15 protein-coding genes are annotated in these 18,883 nt (G+C 37.5%); 10 read left to right on the top strand and 5 right to left on the bottom strand.

The annotated features are described in order from the left end of the window. Positions 1 to 18: 18 nt before the first annotated feature. From PHT93_RS08370 to PHT93_RS08355, 4 genes are all read left to right on the top strand, one after another. The gene (locus tag PHT93_RS08370) at positions 19 to 1,512 is read left to right on the top strand and encodes an IMP dehydrogenase (RefSeq protein WP_300241722.1); all 1,494 of its coding nucleotides are present in this window, start codon (positions 19 to 21) and stop codon (positions 1,510 to 1,512) included. 383 nt (positions 1,513 to 1,895) lie between these two features. After that, the gene (locus tag PHT93_RS08365; RefSeq protein ID WP_300241720.1) at positions 1,896 to 2,825 is read left to right on the top strand and encodes a cation diffusion facilitator family transporter; all 930 of its coding nucleotides are present in this window, start codon (positions 1,896 to 1,898) and stop codon (positions 2,823 to 2,825) included. 106 nt (positions 2,826 to 2,931) lie between these two features. Continuing rightward, positions 2,932 to 5,175, top strand: a complete 2,244-nt coding sequence (locus tag PHT93_RS08360) for a cation:proton antiporter (protein ID WP_300241718.1) — start codon at positions 2,932 to 2,934, stop codon at positions 5,173 to 5,175. A 123-nt stretch (positions 5,176 to 5,298) separates the two neighbouring features. Further along, positions 5,299 to 5,475, top strand: coding sequence for a histone H1 (locus tag PHT93_RS08355; RefSeq protein ID WP_300241716.1), 177 nt, complete (start codon positions 5,299 to 5,301; stop codon positions 5,473 to 5,475). Positions 5,476 to 5,534: 59 nt separating this feature from the next. Here the strand turns inward: PHT93_RS08355 and PHT93_RS08350 are convergent, their stop codons facing one another. Together PHT93_RS08350 and murB are read right to left on the bottom strand one after the other, a co-directional pair. Then, positions 5,535 to 6,299 carry an MBL fold metallo-hydrolase gene (locus tag PHT93_RS08350; protein WP_300241713.1) on the bottom strand — a complete coding sequence of 255 codons (765 nt, stop codon included), beginning with the start codon at positions 6,297 to 6,299 and terminating at the stop codon, positions 5,535 to 5,537. Continuing rightward, positions 6,299 to 7,312: a UDP-N-acetylmuramate dehydrogenase gene (murB, locus tag PHT93_RS08345; protein WP_300241710.1), complete on the bottom strand. Its 1,014-nt coding sequence runs from the start codon at positions 7,310 to 7,312 to the stop codon at positions 6,299 to 6,301. Before murB ends, PHT93_RS08350 begins: the two co-directional genes overlap by 1 nt. Positions 7,313 to 7,584: 272 nt before the next feature. Here murB and PHT93_RS08340 point away from each other — a divergent pair, with 272 nt between their 5' ends. The 3 genes from PHT93_RS08340 (at position 7,585) to PHT93_RS08330 (ending at position 9,901) form a co-directional block, all read left to right on the top strand. Continuing rightward, positions 7,585 to 7,860, top strand: coding sequence for an HU family DNA-binding protein (locus PHT93_RS08340; protein WP_300241707.1), 276 nt, complete (start codon positions 7,585 to 7,587; stop codon positions 7,858 to 7,860). Positions 7,861 to 8,059: 199 nt separating this feature from the next. Next, the gene (gene upp, locus PHT93_RS08335) at positions 8,060 to 8,710 is read left to right on the top strand and encodes a uracil phosphoribosyltransferase (RefSeq protein ID WP_300241704.1); all 651 of its coding nucleotides are present in this window, start codon (positions 8,060 to 8,062) and stop codon (positions 8,708 to 8,710) included. Positions 8,711 to 8,782: 72 nt separating this feature from the next. Beyond that, positions 8,783 to 9,901, top strand: a complete 1,119-nt coding sequence (locus PHT93_RS08330) for a peptidoglycan bridge formation glycyltransferase FemA/FemB family protein (RefSeq protein ID WP_300241702.1) — start codon at positions 8,783 to 8,785, stop codon at positions 9,899 to 9,901. A 127-nt stretch (positions 9,902 to 10,028) separates the two neighbouring features. Here the strand turns inward: PHT93_RS08330 and PHT93_RS08325 are convergent, their stop codons facing one another. From PHT93_RS08325 to PHT93_RS08315, 3 genes are read right to left on the bottom strand one after another with little or no spacing between them, the layout of a single operon-like run. After that, a complete protein-coding gene (locus PHT93_RS08325; RefSeq protein WP_300241699.1) occupies positions 10,029 to 11,672 on the bottom strand; it encodes a C69 family dipeptidase in 1,644 nt (547 codons plus the stop codon). 36 nt (positions 11,673 to 11,708) lie between these two features. After that, positions 11,709 to 11,900: a hypothetical protein gene (locus PHT93_RS08320; protein WP_300241697.1), complete on the bottom strand. Its 192-nt coding sequence runs from the start codon at positions 11,898 to 11,900 to the stop codon at positions 11,709 to 11,711. Positions 11,901 to 11,902: 2 nt separating this feature from the next. Beyond that, entirely contained in the window at positions 11,903 to 13,021 is a 1,119-nt protein-coding gene (locus tag PHT93_RS08315) for a TlpA disulfide reductase family protein (protein WP_300241695.1), read from the bottom strand. Positions 13,022 to 13,211: 190 nt separating this feature from the next. Here PHT93_RS08315 and PHT93_RS08310 point away from each other — a divergent pair, with 190 nt between their 5' ends. From PHT93_RS08310 to PHT93_RS08300, 3 genes are all read left to right on the top strand, one after another. After that, on the top strand, positions 13,212 to 14,804 hold the full coding sequence (locus tag PHT93_RS08310) for a glycoside hydrolase family 43 protein (protein ID WP_300241693.1): 1,593 nt from the start codon (positions 13,212 to 13,214) through the stop codon (positions 14,802 to 14,804). A gap of 79 nt (positions 14,805 to 14,883) precedes the next feature. Beyond that, positions 14,884 to 15,237: a hypothetical protein gene (locus PHT93_RS08305; RefSeq protein WP_300241691.1), complete on the top strand. Its 354-nt coding sequence runs from the start codon at positions 14,884 to 14,886 to the stop codon at positions 15,235 to 15,237. Positions 15,238 to 15,389: 152 nt separating this feature from the next. Further along, entirely contained in the window at positions 15,390 to 17,726 is a 2,337-nt protein-coding gene (locus PHT93_RS08300; RefSeq protein ID WP_300241688.1) for a TonB-dependent receptor, read from the top strand. Positions 17,727 to 18,883: the final 1,157 nt, after the last annotated feature.

Here is an 18,883-nt window from a genome sequence, read left to right as displayed (position 1 = left end):
CGCATAAATATTAATCATATGGCAATTTACTTAGACGATGTATCAAGAACTTTTGGTGAATATCTTCTTATACCGGGGCTTACCACCAAAGAGTGTATCCCGACTAACGTTTCTCTCAAGACTCCTTTAGTAAAGCATCACAAAGACGAGAAGTCTGCAATCACGCTAAACATTCCGTTTGTTTCAGCAATCATGCAGTCTGTATCCGGTCCTGAACTGGCGATAGAACTTGCTCGTAACGGAGGGCTGTCTTTTATTTTCGGCTCTCAGCCGATCGACAGTCAGGCAGAAATGGTACGTAAGGTAAAAAAATTCAAAGCAGGATTTGTTATCAGCGATTCAAACCTGACTCCGGAGAACACATTGGCGGATGTAATAAAGCTTGTAGAAGCAACGGAACACTCTACGATTGGTGTTACGCATGACGGAACGCCTAACGGAAAATTACTCGGATTGATTACCAGCCGTGACTATCGCGTAGAAAAAGACCCGAAAGATAAAAAGGTCAAAGACTTTATGACTCCTTTCTCCAAACTGATTGTCGGAAAAGTAGGCTTAACGCTTTCAGAAGCTAATCAGATTATCTGGGAGCATAAACTAAACACGCTCCCTGTCATCGACGAAAATGATAATCTGGCTTATTTCGTTTTCCGTAAGGACTATGACAGTCACAGAGAAAATCCCCACGAATTATCTGCGCATGACAAGAGTCTGCTTGTTGGTGCCGGTATAAACACAAGAGATTACAAAGAACGTGTTCCCGCCTTAGTAGAAGCCGGAGTAGATGTGTTATGTATAGACTCATCAGACGGTTATTCGGAATGGCAGAAAGAAACGCTTCAATGGATCAAAAAAGAATATGACGGAAAAGTTTTAGTAGGTGCCGGTAACGTAGTCGATAAGGAAGGATTTCTTTACCTTGTTGAAGCCGGAGCTGATTTCATAAAAGTTGGTATTGGTGGTGGTTCTATCTGTATTACCCGCGAACAAAAAGGAATTGGGCGCGGACAGGCAACTGCCCTGATTGATGTAGCCGAAGCAAGAGATGAATACCTGAAGAAAACAGGCGTTTATGTTCCTATCTGTAGTGATGGAGGATTAGTGCATGACTATCACATGGTACTTGCATTATCTATGGGGGCAGATTTCTTAATGATGGGTCGTTATTTTGCCCGGTTCGATGAATCGCCTACGAAGATACTTCGTGTGAAAAACAATTATGTAAAAGAATATTGGGGCGAGGGCTCAAACCGTGCGCAGAACTGGCAACGCTACGATATGGGAGGCGCAGAAAACCTGAAATTCGAGGAAGGGGTTGATAGTTATGTGCCTTACGCAGGAAAGATGAAAGACAATCTGCTTATGACACTTGGGAAGATTAAAGCAACAATGTGTAGTTGTGGAACAACAAGCATCGAACAATTACAAAAGAACGCAAAAGTCACCCTGGTATCCTCAACCAGTATAGTAGAAGGAGGAGCACATGATGTTATACTGAAAGAACATAGTTAATCCGACACAAACACATCAGAAAGCCTGTCACCTCAATTCAGAGAATGACAGGCTTTTTTTTGCATCGTATTTGATGAAAAAATATAAAGGTTATTTTCGGAAATATAAAGGATATTTTCGCAAAAATATCCTTTATATTTTTAGACCCTATTTTATCATGATTTTCAACACCTAAAAACAGGCGATTTTTCAGGTAATAAAAGCTTGTTTTTATCCGCTTCTACCCGTTTTTTCTGTTGGTCTGAGAATTCCCAAAGAAAGAAATAGACATCTATTCTTTTTCCAAAATCACGCCATTTTCAACAACGGATAATATCGCTTGAAAAAAATCACGTATATTTGAAAGTCGTTGCAATAAGACTATAAATACAATTTCACCAAAGATGGATCGCAGAGAACAGATACTTATCCACACATCGTGGATCAGCATCATCGGAAATACAATATTATCATTATCCAAAATCATTATAGGAATACTATCCGGAAGTTTAGCTGTTCTTGGAGATGGAATAGATTCAGCAACAGATGTTATTACATCAATCGTTATTTTATATACTTCCCGGATAATAACCCGGCCGCCGACCACAAAATATGCCTTTGGATTTGAAAAAGCAGACACTGTAGCGACCAAACTACTCTCCTTTATTATCTTTTTTGCCGGTATTGAAATGTTTATCTCCACCTTCAAAGGCTTGATTTATGCTGAAGAACGGGAACTGCCGACAATGATGGCCATTTATGTGACCGTATTCTCTATCTTTGGCAAAATCATTCTTTCAGTTTATCAATACCGACAAGGTAAAAAGACAAACAGTTCCATGTTGATAGCCAATGCTAAAAACATGAAGATGGATATTTTTATTTCATTTGGTGTTTTATTCGGTTTGTTTTTCACGTTTGTACTCAATGCGCCGTGGCTGGATTCCGTCACCGGTTTACTGATCAGTATCTACATTATAAAAACGTCTGTAGAGCTTTTTATAGATACAAATGTTGCCTTAATGGATGGCGTTAAAGATACCTCTATCTACAATCAGATCATAAAAGCAGTTGAACTGGTTCCCGGAGCTATTAACCCACACAGAATTCGTTCCAGATTATTAGGAAACATGTACATCATAGGCTTAGACATAGAAATGGATGGAAACATTCCTTTATATGAAGCCCACGAAATAGCGCAGGAAGTGGAAGAGAGCATCAAAAATGAAATTGATAATGTATATGATATAATTGTCCATATAGAGCCTCTTGGCGTAAAACATCCCGAAGAAAAATTCGGTGTCGATAAGAACAATTTATCTTCTAACTCATAAATTTTATCTATAACACGCAAGCTGGTTTTTTTCTCTTTTTTTTTATTTTTGTAAAAGAGAAATTAGATTTGAATTTTCACTGAAATCAATATATTTTGCATCGCCTATGTCACATTTACCAGCTTTAGTAATTGACCTTGCATTAATTCTCATTTCAGCCGGTATTATAACTCTCATTTTTAAATGGCTAAAACAGCCTCTTGTCTTAGGATATATTGTCGCAGGATTTCTTGCCGGGCCTTATGTTGATATTTTCCCTACAGTTGTTGATACAAGTAGTATAAGCACATGGGCTGAAATCGGTGTTATTTTCCTTCTGTTTGCTTTGGGTTTAGAGTTCAGTTTTAAAAAGCTGATGAATGTTGGAGGAACAGCCGTCATTGCTGCCACTACCGAAGTCGTCTCAATGCTTGTAATCGGTTATGCTGTGGGAACATTATTAGGTTGGAGCGCAATGAACAGCATCTTTCTTGGCGGTATGCTTTCGATGTCTTCCACTACAATAATCATTAAGGCATTTGATGATTTAGGTTTACGGAATCAAAAATTTACCGGTATCGTTTTCGGTACATTAGTCGTTGAAGATTTGGTGGCCATATTAATGATGGTACTTCTATCGACAATGGCTGTTTCGCAACAATTCGCAGGTGAAGAATTAATAGGCAGCGTAGTAAAAGTTGTTTTCTTCCTTATTCTTTGGTTTCTTATTGGTATTTATATACTTCCGGCATTCTTCCGCAAGGCTAAAAAAATGATGAATGATGAAACTCTCCTGATCATAGTGGTAGGCTTGTGTCTTGGAATGGTCTATTTAGCTACGCAAACAGGTTTTTCAGCAGCATTAGGGGCATTTATTATGGGTTCTATCTTAGCTGAAACTATTGAAGCCGAACATATTGAGCATCTGATCAAACCGGTCAAAGATTTATTCGGCGCCATATTTTTTGTCTCCGTAGGGATGCTGGTCGACCCGTCTGTATTAGTGGAATACGCCTGGCCTGTGGTTATTATTACGATTATAACAATAGTCGGAAAAGCCATTTTTTCAACATTAGGTGTTTTCATTTCCGGACAGCCACTAAAAACATCTATCCAATCGGGATTCAGCTTGGCTCAGATAGGTGAATTTGCCTTTATTATTGCATCGTTAGGAGCCAGTCTAAACGTTTTGGCAGATTATGTTTACCCGATAATCGTAGCCGTATCTGTTATTACAACCTTTACAACACCCTACTTTATTCGTTTAGCAGAACCTTTCACAAACTGGCTATACACGATCTTACCGGATAACGCTTTAGCCTTTTTCGAGCGTTACGCATCCGGTGCCAAAACAATCAACCATGAGAGCGATTGGAAAAAATTAGTCAAGAAATTCATTGGGAAAATAATTATATACATTGTATTGTTATCTGCCATCTTATTATTTTCAATTAATTTCCTTTCTCCTCTTATTTTAGATAAAATCAATGGAATATGGGGAAGGATATCAGCTGCGGTATTGACAATATTATGTATGGCTCCTATTTTAACCGCGCTTATTTCGAACAAGAGCAATCAGCCGGAACTCTTTATGAGTCTTTGGAAAGATAGCAAATACAATCATGGACGTTTAGTCTTTTTGGTTTTATTCCGTGTTTACATTGCTTTAACCTTTGTATCATTGGTATTGATCAATCTCTTTCATGTTCAATACGGCGTGGGAATAATTACTGCAGTAGCTGTGCTCGCCCTGATCTTTTTCTTCCGCAGAAGTTTTAATCAATACGCTAAGATGGAGAAACATTTTATGACCAATCTGAATGAACGGGAAGAGGCTCAAAAAAAGACAGCATCTGCTATTAAAACCAGTTTTACCAGTCAGATGAATAACAAGAATATTCATATTGCAGAAGTTGAAGTGTCTCCCAACTCTCCTTATGTTGGTAAGACATTGAAAGAATTAAAGATTAGAAACGATTTCGGGGTCAGCATTGTAAAAATACTAAGAGGAAGCAGAAAGATATACATACCAGACAGCTCTCAATATGTATATCCCCACGATATACTTTCAATAGTCGGCACAGACGAACAAATAGAACATTTCGACAAAATAATTGAAAGTCACAGAAACATAATTCCCGAAGAAAATCATGAGATCAGCCTTCAGTCTTTCACGATAAACAAGGACTTTCCATTTATCGGTCAGAGCCTCGTTGATTCTCGTATCGGAATAAAATTCAATTGTATGATTATCGGAATCGAAAGAGAAAGCGGTTCATACATGAATCCGGATCCTCATATCGTATTTGAAGAAAACGACCTGGTTTGGGTTGTAGGAGAAAAAGAAATATTAGAAAAAATATGTGGCTAAGGAAATTCAGGTATTGCGTGAAGCTCGTAACCCGTCTGCATTTCAAACAAAAAATGTTTTAAATAAGAGACGTTTATATGTAAAATAATTTATCTTTGTCGAAATTTTTTAAACCATATGATCATGAATGAATTATTAAACAATTTGAACGAACTGTTTGCAAGTTTCTCAAAAGACGCTTCTGCTCAATTAGAAAATGGAAATAAAGCAGCAGGTGCACGCGCAAGAAAAGCTTCTTTAACAATAGAGAAAGCTCTTAAAGAATTCCGTAAAGTATCTCTTGACGATTCAAAGAAATAATAAGCCTTTACAGAAAAAGAAACAAGAGAGTGTCCTTTAAGGCACTCTTTTTGTTTTTATCAGGAGGTAACTAACTCAACAGATAATCCATCGTAAGCAAAATGAACATGCTTCGGTAAGAATAAACCGGAATCTGCATGCAAACCGGCATGGTGACTCATATGCGTTAAAAAAGCCTGTTTAGGGGCTATGCGGCCGATCATCTCCAAGGCCTCATCAATGGTTTCATGAGATGGATGCGGTATCTTCCGTAGTGCTTCTACAATCAAAACATCCAGACCACCTAATTTCTCAAATTCTTCTTCCGGTAATTCCTTCACATCTGTCAAATAAGCCATGTTGTTTATCCTGTATCCAAGTATTGGCAAATGACCATGCATCACACGAATCGGTTGTACTTTTATTCCTGCCACTTCAAACGGTAACAAAGCAATAGAGTGCATTGAGAAATGAGGTAAAGCAGGGTTCCAATGTCGATTAAACACATAAGGCATTTTATCCTCTATCGCTTTCAGCACATTGTCCTCCGCATAGATATCTATATTTTTATCATGAGAGAAAGGTCTCAGATCATCCAGCCCACCAACATGATCGTAATGTTCGTGTGTTATCAGTACTCCGTCAAGATGAGAGATATCATTACGGATCATCTGGCAACGAAAATCGGGACCGCAGTCTATTAGCAAATTCTTCTTTTCTATTTCTACAAATAATGACGAACGCAATCGTTTATCCCGCCTATCTTTACTCCTGCAAACCACACACTGACAACCTATCTCGGGAACTCCTGTTGACGTTCCTGTACCTAAAAACGTTATTCTCATCAGCCTACATATTTAACTTCAGGGACAAGCGAAATGCCATATTTTTGTTCCACCGCCATACGAATACTCTCTGCGGCAAGAGCTATTTCATCTCCTGTTGCTTCTCCTAAATTAACCAGAACCAAGGCCTGTTTTTCATAAACACCTACGGTGCCATGCTTTTTACCTTTAAATCCACATTGTTCAATAAGCCATCCGGCAGGAATCTTAACTTCCGTATCAGAGATAACATAATGCGGGAATTCACCAAACGTACTTTTCAAATGATTATACTTCGTCATGGAGACTACCGGATTCATAAAGAAACTTCCTGCATTTCCTTGCTCTTTCGGATCGGGAAGCTTATTCTTACGGATAGCGATCACTGCATCACGTATATTTGTTAGATTTATTTCATCGTATGCAGATAACTCTTCTTTCAGATTTCCATATTCTAAAGTGTACGAGGGTTGTTTGGAGAGGCGGATAGCTACGTATGTTATAATATACGGATCATTATGTTCATTCTTAAAGAAGCTGGAACGATAACCATATTTGCATTCTTCTTTTGAGAAAATCCGCTTAACAATGTCTAATTGATTATAAGCTTCAACAGATTCTATTACATCTTTTATTTCAACACCGTACGCTCCTATATTCTGAATTGCAGCAGCCCCTGTTTCTCCGGGAATCAATGATAGATTTTCGATACCGGAATAGCCGTTTTTTACAGCATAGGCAACCACATCATCCCATAACTCAGCCGCACCAATTCGCAAGGTAACAGATGTATCCGTTTCTTCCTTAACCTTTATTCCTCTGATAGCGGAATGTAAGATCACGCCATTATAATCGCCGAGAAAAAGAAGATTGCTTCCACCGCCTATATGAATAGACTGAGATTCCTGAAAATATTCGTCTTGAAGTATTTTAATTAACTCGTCTTCATTCTCATACTCCATAAACCAACGAGCTTTAACCTGCAAATGAAATGTATTATGTTCCTTAAGGGAATAGTTTTGTTCAAGCTTCATGCTTATCATCATTTATATTGATAAGACAAAGATAGTATTAATAAGCAATATGTTCATGTTAGAAAAAAGCACATCTCTAAAAACATATTTTTTTAAACACATTTTTCAAACAAAAAAATATAACATATTGAATCATTTTCAAAATAAGATAACAAAAACGAAATGGCTTATAAAATAAGAACATATACTTCATATTCCTGTCGAAAATAGACATAGTATAACAAGATTGTGAAGTTACATTTGTATAGCTAATAACTAACTCACAAAACATTATGAATAAAGCGGATTTAATTGAAGCGTTAGCCAGTAAAAGTGGCTTAGCAAAGCAAGATGCAAAGAAAGCATTAGATGCCTATATTGAAATTGTAACAGAGCAAATGACTAAAAAGGAAGAGATTACATTAATCGGTTTTGGTAGCTTTATACCTCGGCCTCAATCTCAACGTTTAGCCAGAAATCCTAAAACCGGCGAACCGGTTATGATCAAGCCAAGGACTACTGTTAAATTCAAACCGGGTAAATATTTACTTGAAGCAATGAACAAATAAGAAAACAGTTAAAATTACGTTATGCCGGAAAAGAAAAAAATTCCGGCATTTTTTATTTTTATATATTTTTCTTGTTATTGATTTGTCAGATAGCGACATAATTTCTATTTTCGACGCAAAATTTAATTATCAATACCAGGCTGTGATCAATTGAAGATTGACAGCCTTCGTTGTATATACTAAAACACGTTAAAAATAAATGGAAGTTATCAATCTGGGCGAATCAAACTCTATCCTCAACAGATTTGTTGCTGAACTTAGGGATGTTACTATTCAAACTGACAGTTTACGTTTTCGAAGAAATATTGAACGTATTGGTGAAATTATGGCTTATGAAATAAGTAAGAGATTTGCTTATGAAGTAAAAGACATTTCTTCGCCTTTAGGAATTGCCCCGATGAGTATTCCGCAAGATCAGGTGGTGATCAGTACTATTCTGCGTGCCGGTTTGCCTTATCATCAAGGTTTTCTAAGTTATTTAGACAATGCGCAAAATGCGTTTGTTTCTGCTTACAGAAAGTATAAAGATCGTTTGAATTTTGATATTCACATCGAATATATTGCCTCTCCACGTATTTCTGATAAGACTTTAATCATTACTGATCCGATGTTGGCAACAGGAAGTTCCATGGAATTGGCTTACGAAGCTTTACTGACAAAAGGAACTCCGGCACACATTCACGTAGCTTCCATTATTGCCAGCAAGCAAGCTGTAGATTTACTAACGAAAAGAATGCCTGATAATACGACAATCTGGCTCGCCGCTATTGATCCTGAATTAGATGATCATTCTTATATTGTTCCCGGTCTTGGCGATGCCGGAGACTTGGCCTACGGAGAGAAAGAATAATACATTCTTTCTCTAAATTGCTTTATTTCTTTTTATTGGCTACCTTCGCGGCCGTATTTTCAAAATTCGGCTATGACTATTGATGTTGAAAAAAAAGAAATAAGAGCTGTAACTCTTACTCCAATTGTACAACAGACCGCTTTTTGGGCTGAGGTTAAAGCAAATCAAGGCATTATTCCCTGTGCCTTTGATTTTAAAGTAAGAAATGATGAAGTATTTGTGGATAAAAAGAAAAAGGCATCTACAAATGCAGATTTTCTGATCCTGCAACAGCCATTAAACGACGACTATAGCATTGCTTATGTACCTTACGGCCCGGAATTAGAACCGAGTGAAGAGTTACAGGGTGAGTTTCTGGAAGAGCTTTCAGAAACTGTTCGTTCGTTTTTGCCAAAGAATTGTATTGGAGTACGTTATGATCTTGCCTGGCAATCGCATTGGGATACAGCAGAATATTATGATGAAAACAATCTCTGGGTAGGGCCTCCCGAAAAGAAATATCAAGAATTCAGACTAAACTACAATACAAGTAACTGGAATCTAAGAAGAGCAAACTCCGACATATTACCTTCAAACACGATATATATTGATCTGACAGCCGGAGAGAAAACAATCCTGGCACGTATGAAGCCTAAAACCCGTTATAATATCCTCTTATCATATAGACGAGGGGTGACAGTCAGACAGGCGGGCATGGATGAACTTCACATATGGTACGAGCTATACAAAGAAACGGCACAAAGAAACAGACTGTTTTTGAATGATATTGAATATTTCAAGACTGTATTGAACGCGAAGGCAGAAGATTCCCTCTCCCCCGCTACTGTAGAATTACTAATGGCAGAGAAAAACGGTGAACCTTTAGCTGCTATCTTTTTAATTATATCAGGAAACAGGGGAACTTATCTTTATGGGGCATCCTCTTCTAAACACAGGAATTGCATGCCTACTTATGCCCTTCAATGGGAGGCAATACAGCGTGCTAAAGCACGGGGGTGTTTGCAATACGACATGTTTGGAGTTTCTCCGGGACCTGATTCTTCACATCCAATGTATGGTTTATATAAGTTTAAAAGCGGATTCGGAGGAGAGTTATATCATCAGATGGGGTGCTGGGATTATCCTTTTGATGATGACAGTTATAAATTATTCATTGCAGCAGAAATGCATAGTCAGGGATACCATTTATAATAAAACAAGGCTGAATCAATTCAATGATTCAGCCTTGTTTGAATTCAGCTTCGTTGGTTTTAAATTAGATCCAAGACGAACGCCGATTATAGCCTGATGATAGCCAGCTATAATATTATTCTACACTTTATTCAGTCACCCGAAGACGTTCTCCTGCACTTTTCACAATGCTACGGTAATACGTTTCATCATAACCCGGGAAATCCGGATAAGCAGACAAGCCGTATCCGTTTTGTTTAAAATGTCTGTTTTCTTCTTTTTTGACGTTCCCGTCAATATATTTCACAATCAGATATTCGCCTAATTTTTTCCAGCGGGCTGTTGCCTCATCTGAATTCGTAGAACTAAACCAGGTAAGGAATTTCACAGCTTCTGCCGGATCTTTAGCATATAATTCTGTTGCCGCTTTATCTATTGCGGGCAATACAGCTTGGTAGTTATTTTCTAATTCTTCTTGTACCTTACGGATATCTTTAATCATGAAGCTGTATTTCGCGTAGGCCATATTAGCGACCCAGTTATGAATCCAGAAAGCAGATGTCCAGGAGAAGTTCATCATATCTCCATTACCCACCCGATAGCATTCCGGAGAAGCAGTTACGGAACAATAAATTGGCGTAAACACGGCCATATCCGCATCATCAACGGCAAACCAAAGCACACCGCCAACAGGATCCGGCAACCAGTTACGCATCTGCGGAACGATAACAAAACCTGTTTGTTGGGTTGCTATTGCCCGTTCATTCAGATATTTCTTTCCATCTACCTCAAAATTCATCGGTCTCCAACGATAAGGCACTTTATAGGGGCCTGCACCATCATCTTTCGTCATGTCCAGATCTGTTCCCTCGTAATGATCGCGCATTCCATTTTGCACATCTTGCACAGAAAGTTTCCTGTCAGGTTTGATATAAAGAGGCATTGGTTCCTTTGATGCATCACCTTTGATAAAATCGGTGTATTTATCCATAGACTTGTCGTACTTACGAAAGAATGACCATACACGAGCCTCACAAGCACGTAAGCCTCCGAAATCATAAGGACAGTAAGCCTTCGCAAAACTAAAATCTTTATCTTTTCCACTGAAATATCCTTTATCACGCGCAAAAGAAACTACATCCGGTGAATAAATACAATTTTCTTTATCATCAAATGGTATTTGTTGAATACGTGATTGATTGGCATGAGCAGAAATACAATCGTCCGGAATGCGGATAGCAACCCAAACAGCCCCTTTATTTCCAACGCCCTTACCGATCAGCTCCATAATCCAGACTTCATTTTTATCTGCTATTGAAAAAGATTCCCCACTACTATAGTAGCCGTGTTCCGCAACAAGTCCTGTGATCACCTGTATTGCTTCACGCGCGGTTTTTGAGCGTTGCAGAGCAATATAAATAAGGCTTCCATAATCCATTATACCAGTTGTATCCACTAATTCAGGACGTCCGCCGAATGTACTTTCTGTAATAGCAACCTGATGTTCATTCATATTACCTACCACAGAATATGTATGCTCTACCTGAGGAATAAAGCCCAATGGCTTATTGGTATCCCACTCCCTCACTTCAAGCATACTTCCTTTTGGCCAGACAGCAGCCGGCCAACGATACAATTCGCCATACAATCCATGGGAATCAGCCGCATAGCTAATCATTACAGAGCCATCTGTCGTGGCATTTCTCCCAATCAGAAAGCTGGTACAAGCCATTGTCTCAAGAACTGAACACATAGCCAATGCAGCTGCTACTATAAAATGTTTCTTCTTCATTATAAATAAAAATTTAGTATTATAATCCTCCGGATTTTATTTTTTGAAGTTCTTTCGGATTAAAAACAATGTAACGGAGAAGTTAACCACCAATATAGCACCGCAACACGCTATAAAGAAAGCGAGTAAAGGCTTCTCTCCCTGATATACGAAATAAGCAATTATTGTTGCAATAACAGTACAGGCAATCAGTACAAGCAAAATACGAGTGATTAACTTCTTCTTCATGATTATTTAAACAATTCTTCCAATTTCTGACTTAATGCTTCTCCACGCAAATTCTTAGCGATAATTACACCTTCTTTATCAACTAATACAACATGAGGTATTGAATTAACACCATACAAAGCAGCACCACTGTTTTTCCAACCTTGAAGATCGGACAATTGTGTCCAAGGAATACCTAAGTCTTTAATACCTTTTTCCCAAGCAGCTTTGTCGCTATCTAAAGATATACCAACAACATCAAATCCTTTTGCTTTATACTTATTATATAGCTGAATTACCTCAGGCATATCTTTACGACAAGGAGGACACCAGGATGCCCAGAAATCAATCAGGACATATTTACCTTTGCCTACATAATCCGAAAGTTTCTTTACTTCTCCTTTTACGTCTGCCATTTCAAAATCCGTAAACTTTTGTCCAACGGCCACTTTTTTAAGAACATCCAAATGAGCGATCAGTTGTTCTACGCCCGGAGCACTTTTAAATACAGAGTCTGCTTTGGCTATAATCTCATTCTGATCTTCTTCGCTAAGATCATAGCGGAAATCAGAGATTAGTTTACCGGCAATCAGTTTGGTCGTATTTCCCGAAAAATATGTTTTTGCAAGAGCCGAACGTTTTTCGGACAATTCTTCATATTTAGCCTCTGCAGCTTTAACAACTTCAGCATCTTCGCTCTTCATATCCGCAAACAAAGACATCATATCCACTCTGATCAATTGCAGTTCTTTTTGGAACGCAGTCAATGCATCATTTTCCGGAGTACCAGTAACGGCAGATACAGAGTCTAACGAAACAGCAAGTTTTGCATTTTCCAGGGTAAACGTTGCTGAAAACGGAGCATTTAAGCCGGCAGGAACACGAGCTGGTTCAACAACTTCACTGCTGAAGCGCAAAGAACGTAATACCGGAGATTCCTGAACTCCTTTCAATGAGAATACGCCATTTTCAACGAGAGCGCTATCCAAAGGCGCAGCATCTCTATCTCCATATGCATAAAGATATACATACTGTCCGTTCAGTGCCGCGTCAGACACCTTTCCGGCTATTTCATATCCGGGTTTTTCGCTACAAGCAGCGAACATAAAAACAGAACCGATAAAAAGAATAATTTTCTTCATCTTAAAAAAAATTAATTTTTGACAACCTTACAAAAAAACAAACCATAAAATCTAAATATAACTGCGAAGATATTGCATTATAGGCACATAATATTCATATTTTAGATACAAAATAGCAAAACAATACCATTTCAATGACTTTTTGAACTGAAAAGCTATATTTGCATCTAAAATAACTGAGTAAAACACAATGAACAAACAATTAAAATTAATTTTTATTGGATTATTTAGTCTTTCGCTTTATTCTTCAACTTTTGCGCAAGGTTACAAGAATCCTGTTATACCAGGATTTTATCCCGACCCCAGTATATGCAGAGTTGGAGAAGACTATTATTTAGTAACAAGTAGTTTCGAATATTTCCCTGCTGTACCGTTGTTTCATAGTAAAGATTTAATCAATTGGAAACAGATAGGGCATTGTCTGACACGTGCATCACAAGTTAATTTAGAGAATTGTGGGGTATCAGGGGGAATCTACGCGCCTACAATTCGTTACCACAACGGAACATTTTATATGATTACAACTAATGTTTCAGATAAAGGGAATTTCTTTGTTTATACTAAAGACCCAACCGGTGAATGGTCTGATCCCATCTGGATAGAGCAACCAGGTATTGATCCGTCACTTTATTTTGAAAATGGGAAGTGCTATCTGACATCCAATCCTGATAATACAATATATTTATGCGAAATAGACATTAAAACAGGTAAACAATTATCCGAAAGTAAAGCAATATGGACAGGTACAGGGGGGCGTTACCCTGAGGCTCCTCATATTTATAAAAAGGAGGACTGGTATTATCTGCTTATATCCGAAGGAGGAACAGAATATGGGCACCAGGTTACTATTGCGCGAAGCAAAAAAATAGAGGGACCTTATATATCCAATCCTGCGAATCCGATTCTAACCCACACCAAAGTAGAAACGCAGATGAGTCCAATTCAGGGAACAGGTCATGTTGATTTTGTTCAGGCACACAATGGTTCCTGGTGGGTCGTTTTTTTAGCCTTTCGTCCGCAAAGTGGATTACATCATCTGTTAGGTAGAGAGACCTTTCTGGCGCCGGTACGATGGGATAAGAATGCCTGGCCGGTTATTAATGGAAACGGAACAGTTTCTTTAGATATGAATGTAGAAACTTTACCTCAAAAACCTATTGACACCTCTTCTTGCATAAGCGATTTTGAAGAAAACAACATCGGACCCGAGTGGAATTATTTACGGAATCCGCATTTTGAAAATTATTCTTTGGTTCAAAAGAAAGGTACGTTATGCCTGAAACCTACCATTGTTTCATTAGACAGCATAGGTTCTCCTACATTTATCGGGCGAAGACAACAACATATTAATTTTACTGCAAAAACAACGGTGTCCCTTAACAACTCAAAAGCAGGTGACGAAGCAGGCTTGACGGTTTTTATGTCAAATCAGGCGCATTATGACATCTTCATAAAAGAAGCAACCGGAAAGAATAAGAAAAGTATTGTTTTGCGTTATCGATTAGGAAGTTTGGAACATATCGAAACAGAAATCAGCATTCCCGAGAATCAAGTTTATCTGCAAATAAAAGGGAGTGCCGACTATTATACATTTTATTACTCTACTGATGATAAGACCTATAGACCAATAGGAAAGATGGATACACGTTATCTGAGTTCTGAAACAAACGGAGGATTCACAGGAGTATATATTGGTTTATTTACTACATCGAAAAAGAAAACATCAAATGCATCAGCCGATTTTCATTGGTTTGAATACAGTCCGGAAAAAGATCGTTTCTAATTAAAAACATTGCCGGAAAACATATTTATAGCACTTAGAAGCATATAGTTTCAAAAAACATCGTAAATTGCATCGAATTATGAAAGAGAAGTGCGTAAAGTATATGAAATTTGCGTTACCTGTATTATTTATATTATATATGGGTGGTATTATTTCGTTTACACACGTACACATCATCAATGGTGTAACGATTGTTCACTCCCACCCTTACAGTAAGAACGCAGACGGCAGCGAACACGAGCATACCGGCACTGAGTTACAATTACTTCATCAACTTTCAACAATTCAACAGGTAGGATCTTGTTTATTTGATTATACGATAAATCCTTATACTACGTATGCGGTAACAATAAACAACGAACCGGTTTTCCATACTCATATCAGCAAAATCAACAAAGCTGTACAGCTTCGTGCCCCTCCCGTTTTAGCCTGACATATTGTATCATCACAAAACGACCGGGATTATACTCGGTCTCAAACGTATTTATTCTTTATAAAAAACAATTTGATTTATCTGTATTCCTTTAGCCTTATAAAGGCAAAGAAAGGCTATACGGGTAGATTCAACAAATAGTATATTCAATCATGAACAAATATATTTTCATGCTTATCAGCTTGTGTTTTTTCTACACACAGGCAGGAGCAACACAGCCTCAACAAAGAGGGACAGACGCAAATATTATAGGACATATTTTAGATAAGAAAACAAGGGAGCACATTCCATATATCAATATATATATTAAAGACACCAAAATAGGTACAACCACAGACGAGTCAGGACATTATTTTTTGAAAGATTTACCTGAAGGGACATTCACTTTAGAGGCTAAATTTATCGGATATAAAACAGCGCAGACAAAGGTGGTTATTCAGAAAAACAAAACGGTTGAAGTAAATTTCGAATTAGAAGAAAATGACATTTCTCTGAATGAAGTTGTAGTTACGGGAACAAAAACAGCCAAACGGATTACGGATTCACCCGTTATTGTTGGGGTTATCGATGGTAATACATTAGGCAAGATTCAGGCAAATACTCTTTCTGAAGGGTTGTGCTTTTCAACAGGATTACGTGTTGAAACAGATTGTCAGACGTGTAATTATTCACAACTTAGAATGAATGGTCTTGGAGGCTCCTATTCACAAATACTAATAAACAGTCGTCCGGTATTCAGTTCTGTCATGGGGTTATATGGAATGGATCAGATTCCGGCCAATATGATTGACCGGATTGAAATTGTTCGCGGTGGAGGCTCGGCATTATATGGATCGTCTGCTATCGGTGGTACGGTTAATATTATAACAAGAATACCTTACAGCAATTCATACGAGGCTTCTCTTAATCATTCTGTTATTGACGGAAAAGCAAATGACAATCAAATCAGTGTCAACGCCAACATAATATCAAACAAAAGAAATGCAGGAATCTCATTCTTTGCAAACCGTCGCGAACGTGAGGCGTATGATGCAAGCGGGGACAATTTTTCTGAGTTTCCGTTATTGAAAGCAAACACATTCGGCATGACAACATTTTTCAAGCCTTCCGAAAATCACAAGATAGAGGTAAACTTAAACAGTATTTATGAATATCGTTACGGAGGGGAAATAGTTGATAAAGCAGCCCATCTTGCTCTTCAGTCGGAAGAACGTACTCATAACGTTCTTACAGCAGGGATTGATTACGAATGGACTCTTGATGACAATAACTCCTTAATCGCTTACATGTCCACGCAGAACACAAAACGGAAACATTATACAGGAATTGTGCCGGACGAAACAGATACAGAAGCATACGAAGAGCATTTCAAGAACCCGCCATATGGAGATACCGACAACACAACATATCAACTCGGAACTCAATTTAATCATAAAATAACGGATTTTCTATCGGGAACAAATCTACTTACTGTTGGAGCAGAATATCTGTATGACGATATTTATGATGAAATATCGGCCTATTCTTATCTAACTGATCAGACAACAAAGAATGCAGGTTTCTTTTTACAAAGTGACTGGGAAATGTTTAAAGGGCTCAATTTATTGTTGGGTGCAAGAGCCGACAAACATAATATGGTAGATAATCTAATTGTTAATCCACGTGTTTCAGCTTTATATAAAATCAAAAATACACAATTCCGACTTTCTTGGGCATCCGGATTCCGCGCGCCACAAGCTTTTGACACAGATATGCATATTGCATTTGCCGGCGGAGGGGTTTCACGTATCCGATTGTCGGAAGATCTCAAACCGGAACGATCTAATAGCTACAGTGCATCTGTCAACTATGACAAAGCAACAGAAATGTTTATCTGTGGTTTTACATTCGAAGGATTTTATACGAAACTAAACAAAGCATTTGCATTAGAACAAGTCGGATCGGATGACTTTGGAGATATTTTTGAAAAAATAAACTCAACCGGTTCAGCAGTAAAAGGTCTCACCTTAGAACTTAGAGGAAACTACAATGGTCAGATACAATTGGAAACAGGATTTACATTACAAAACAGCCAATATGATAATCCGATTATCAATTCTGAAAATCTGGAGGCAAGAAAAAAATATCTTAGAGCCCCCGACCAATACGGATATTACACATTGACGTTTTCACCGAATAAGAAATTTAATGCCTCACTAAGCGGAGTATATACAGGCTCCATGCTTATCATGCACGCAGGAGGAGCTCCTGAAACCCCTCAAGATAAATATATTAACACAAAGAGTTTCTTAGACAACAACCTAAAGGTTTCCTATCTCTTTGAATTGCCGAATCTGAATACAGGACTCGAAGTTTTTGGAGGTGTAAAAAACATCTTTAACGCCTATCAGTCTGATTTTGACAGTGGCAAAAACAGAGATAGTAATTATGTATATGGACCAGGATTACCTCGAAGTATTTTCTTCGGCATTAAGGTCAAATCAATTTAATAGAACGAATAAGAGCTTGTTTAAATTTTTATAGGATATTTCTTGAGGGCTTGTTTCGGTCTTCTTTCGTCTTCTTTTTTGCTTATCTGCATCTCCGCATTCAATCACATAGCCCGCTATGTTCATTCATACGGATATACAACTAAACAAAAAATAAAACGAAATAAGCCACGAATAAAAATTTAAACAGGCTCTAAAAAAATATAAAGGTGAGCCCACTGCAAAAAGTACCTTTTTGCAATTTTACCCCCTCTTTGAAGTATCTATAGGGCGTTAATTTCTGATAAAATAGACTTTTCACAGTGGACTCAAAGGTTATTTTTCCAATTATGTCCTTTATTTTTGGGAAAATAACCTTTATATTTTTACGCCGATTTTCACCTTGATTTTCAATATATAAATTTAAGACCGATTTAAGAGGATAAATTAGTATATATTTATCTACTTTACAGCTCTGTTAGTCATTTTGTGAAAAATGATTTTGAACAAACTTTGACCATAAATTATCTGAATTTTAATTCAGCCAACGGGTATCCTCTGTTTCATCTTTTGACGGCAGTTAAAAGATAAAACAAAAGGTCTGAATTCTTCTTTACTCAGCGATTAGTCTGTAGTAATTTAATTATTCCGGATCAGTCCGAAACCCCGGTTGTTATTACACTTGGATTATGTCGTTTTTAATGGGATTACCTCGATAGGTTAAAACAAATCGTGGACAGCAAATATAAAAAAGTGAAATAAAAAAAAACAAAATAATAGCAAATTTTGTCATTTTCAGACAAATTGTTGTCGGCTTCAACAGCGTTGTTTTAACGCGCTTTATTAAATAAAACGACAATACATGTACCCGAAAAACAAACGCCGAAAAACCACACCTAAAACGCGCGATACGGCATGCCTGTTTTTTTGAATTATCAAAATTGAACAAAAAAAGGCAATGGATAAAATCTCCCTATTCTTTTTGGAAAAAGATTCTATTCTTTTTTTGAATATAAAGGATATTTTTCAGAAAATAACCTTTATATTTTCGGTAAAAAACGGGCTGTTTTAGTCTAAATACAATATTTATTGGTCTAAAACGGTACTATAAATCAAAAAACAAGGATGGACATTTTTTTACGCGTAAGTAAAAGGACGAAAAAAGTATCTATTTGTCA

This window comes from Massilibacteroides sp. (genome assembly GCF_028705895.1).
Lineage (GTDB): Bacteria > Bacteroidota > Bacteroidia > Bacteroidales > Tannerellaceae > Massilibacteroides.
The sequence above is the reverse complement of the archived record's forward strand: the minus strand, read 5'-3'. Positions and strand labels throughout refer to the sequence as shown.

Excerpts from the sequence above, each read along its gene's own strand:
- PHT93_RS08370 (WP_300241722.1), top strand. The coding sequence starts at position 19 with ATGGCAATTTACTTAGACGATGTATCAAGAACTTTTGGTGAATATCTT.
- PHT93_RS08365 (WP_300241720.1), top strand. The coding sequence starts at position 1,896 with ATGGATCGCAGAGAACAGATACTTATCCACACATCGTGGATCAGCATC.
- PHT93_RS08360 (WP_300241718.1), top strand. The coding sequence starts at position 2,932 with ATGTCACATTTACCAGCTTTAGTAATTGACCTTGCATTAATTCTCATT.
- PHT93_RS08355 (WP_300241716.1), top strand. The coding sequence starts at position 5,299 with ATGAATGAATTATTAAACAATTTGAACGAACTGTTTGCAAGTTTCTCA.
- PHT93_RS08350 (WP_300241713.1), bottom strand. The coding sequence starts at position 6,299 with ATGAGAATAACGTTTTTAGGTACAGGAACGTCAACAGGAGTTCCCGAG.
- murB (WP_300241710.1), bottom strand. The coding sequence starts at position 7,312 with ATGAAGCTTGAACAAAACTATTCCCTTAAGGAACATAATACATTTCAT.
- PHT93_RS08340 (WP_300241707.1), top strand. The coding sequence starts at position 7,585 with ATGAATAAAGCGGATTTAATTGAAGCGTTAGCCAGTAAAAGTGGCTTA.
- upp (WP_300241704.1), top strand. The coding sequence starts at position 8,060 with ATGGAAGTTATCAATCTGGGCGAATCAAACTCTATCCTCAACAGATTT.
- PHT93_RS08330 (WP_300241702.1), top strand. The coding sequence starts at position 8,783 with ATGACTATTGATGTTGAAAAAAAAGAAATAAGAGCTGTAACTCTTACT.
- PHT93_RS08325 (WP_300241699.1), bottom strand. The coding sequence starts at position 11,672 with ATGAAGAAGAAACATTTTATAGTAGCAGCTGCATTGGCTATGTGTTCA.
- PHT93_RS08320 (WP_300241697.1), bottom strand. The coding sequence starts at position 11,900 with ATGAAGAAGAAGTTAATCACTCGTATTTTGCTTGTACTGATTGCCTGT.
- PHT93_RS08315 (WP_300241695.1), bottom strand. The coding sequence starts at position 13,021 with ATGAAGAAAATTATTCTTTTTATCGGTTCTGTTTTTATGTTCGCTGCT.
- PHT93_RS08310 (WP_300241693.1), top strand. The coding sequence starts at position 13,212 with ATGAACAAACAATTAAAATTAATTTTTATTGGATTATTTAGTCTTTCG.
- PHT93_RS08305 (WP_300241691.1), top strand. The coding sequence starts at position 14,884 with ATGAAAGAGAAGTGCGTAAAGTATATGAAATTTGCGTTACCTGTATTA.
- PHT93_RS08300 (WP_300241688.1), top strand. The coding sequence starts at position 15,390 with ATGAACAAATATATTTTCATGCTTATCAGCTTGTGTTTTTTCTACACA.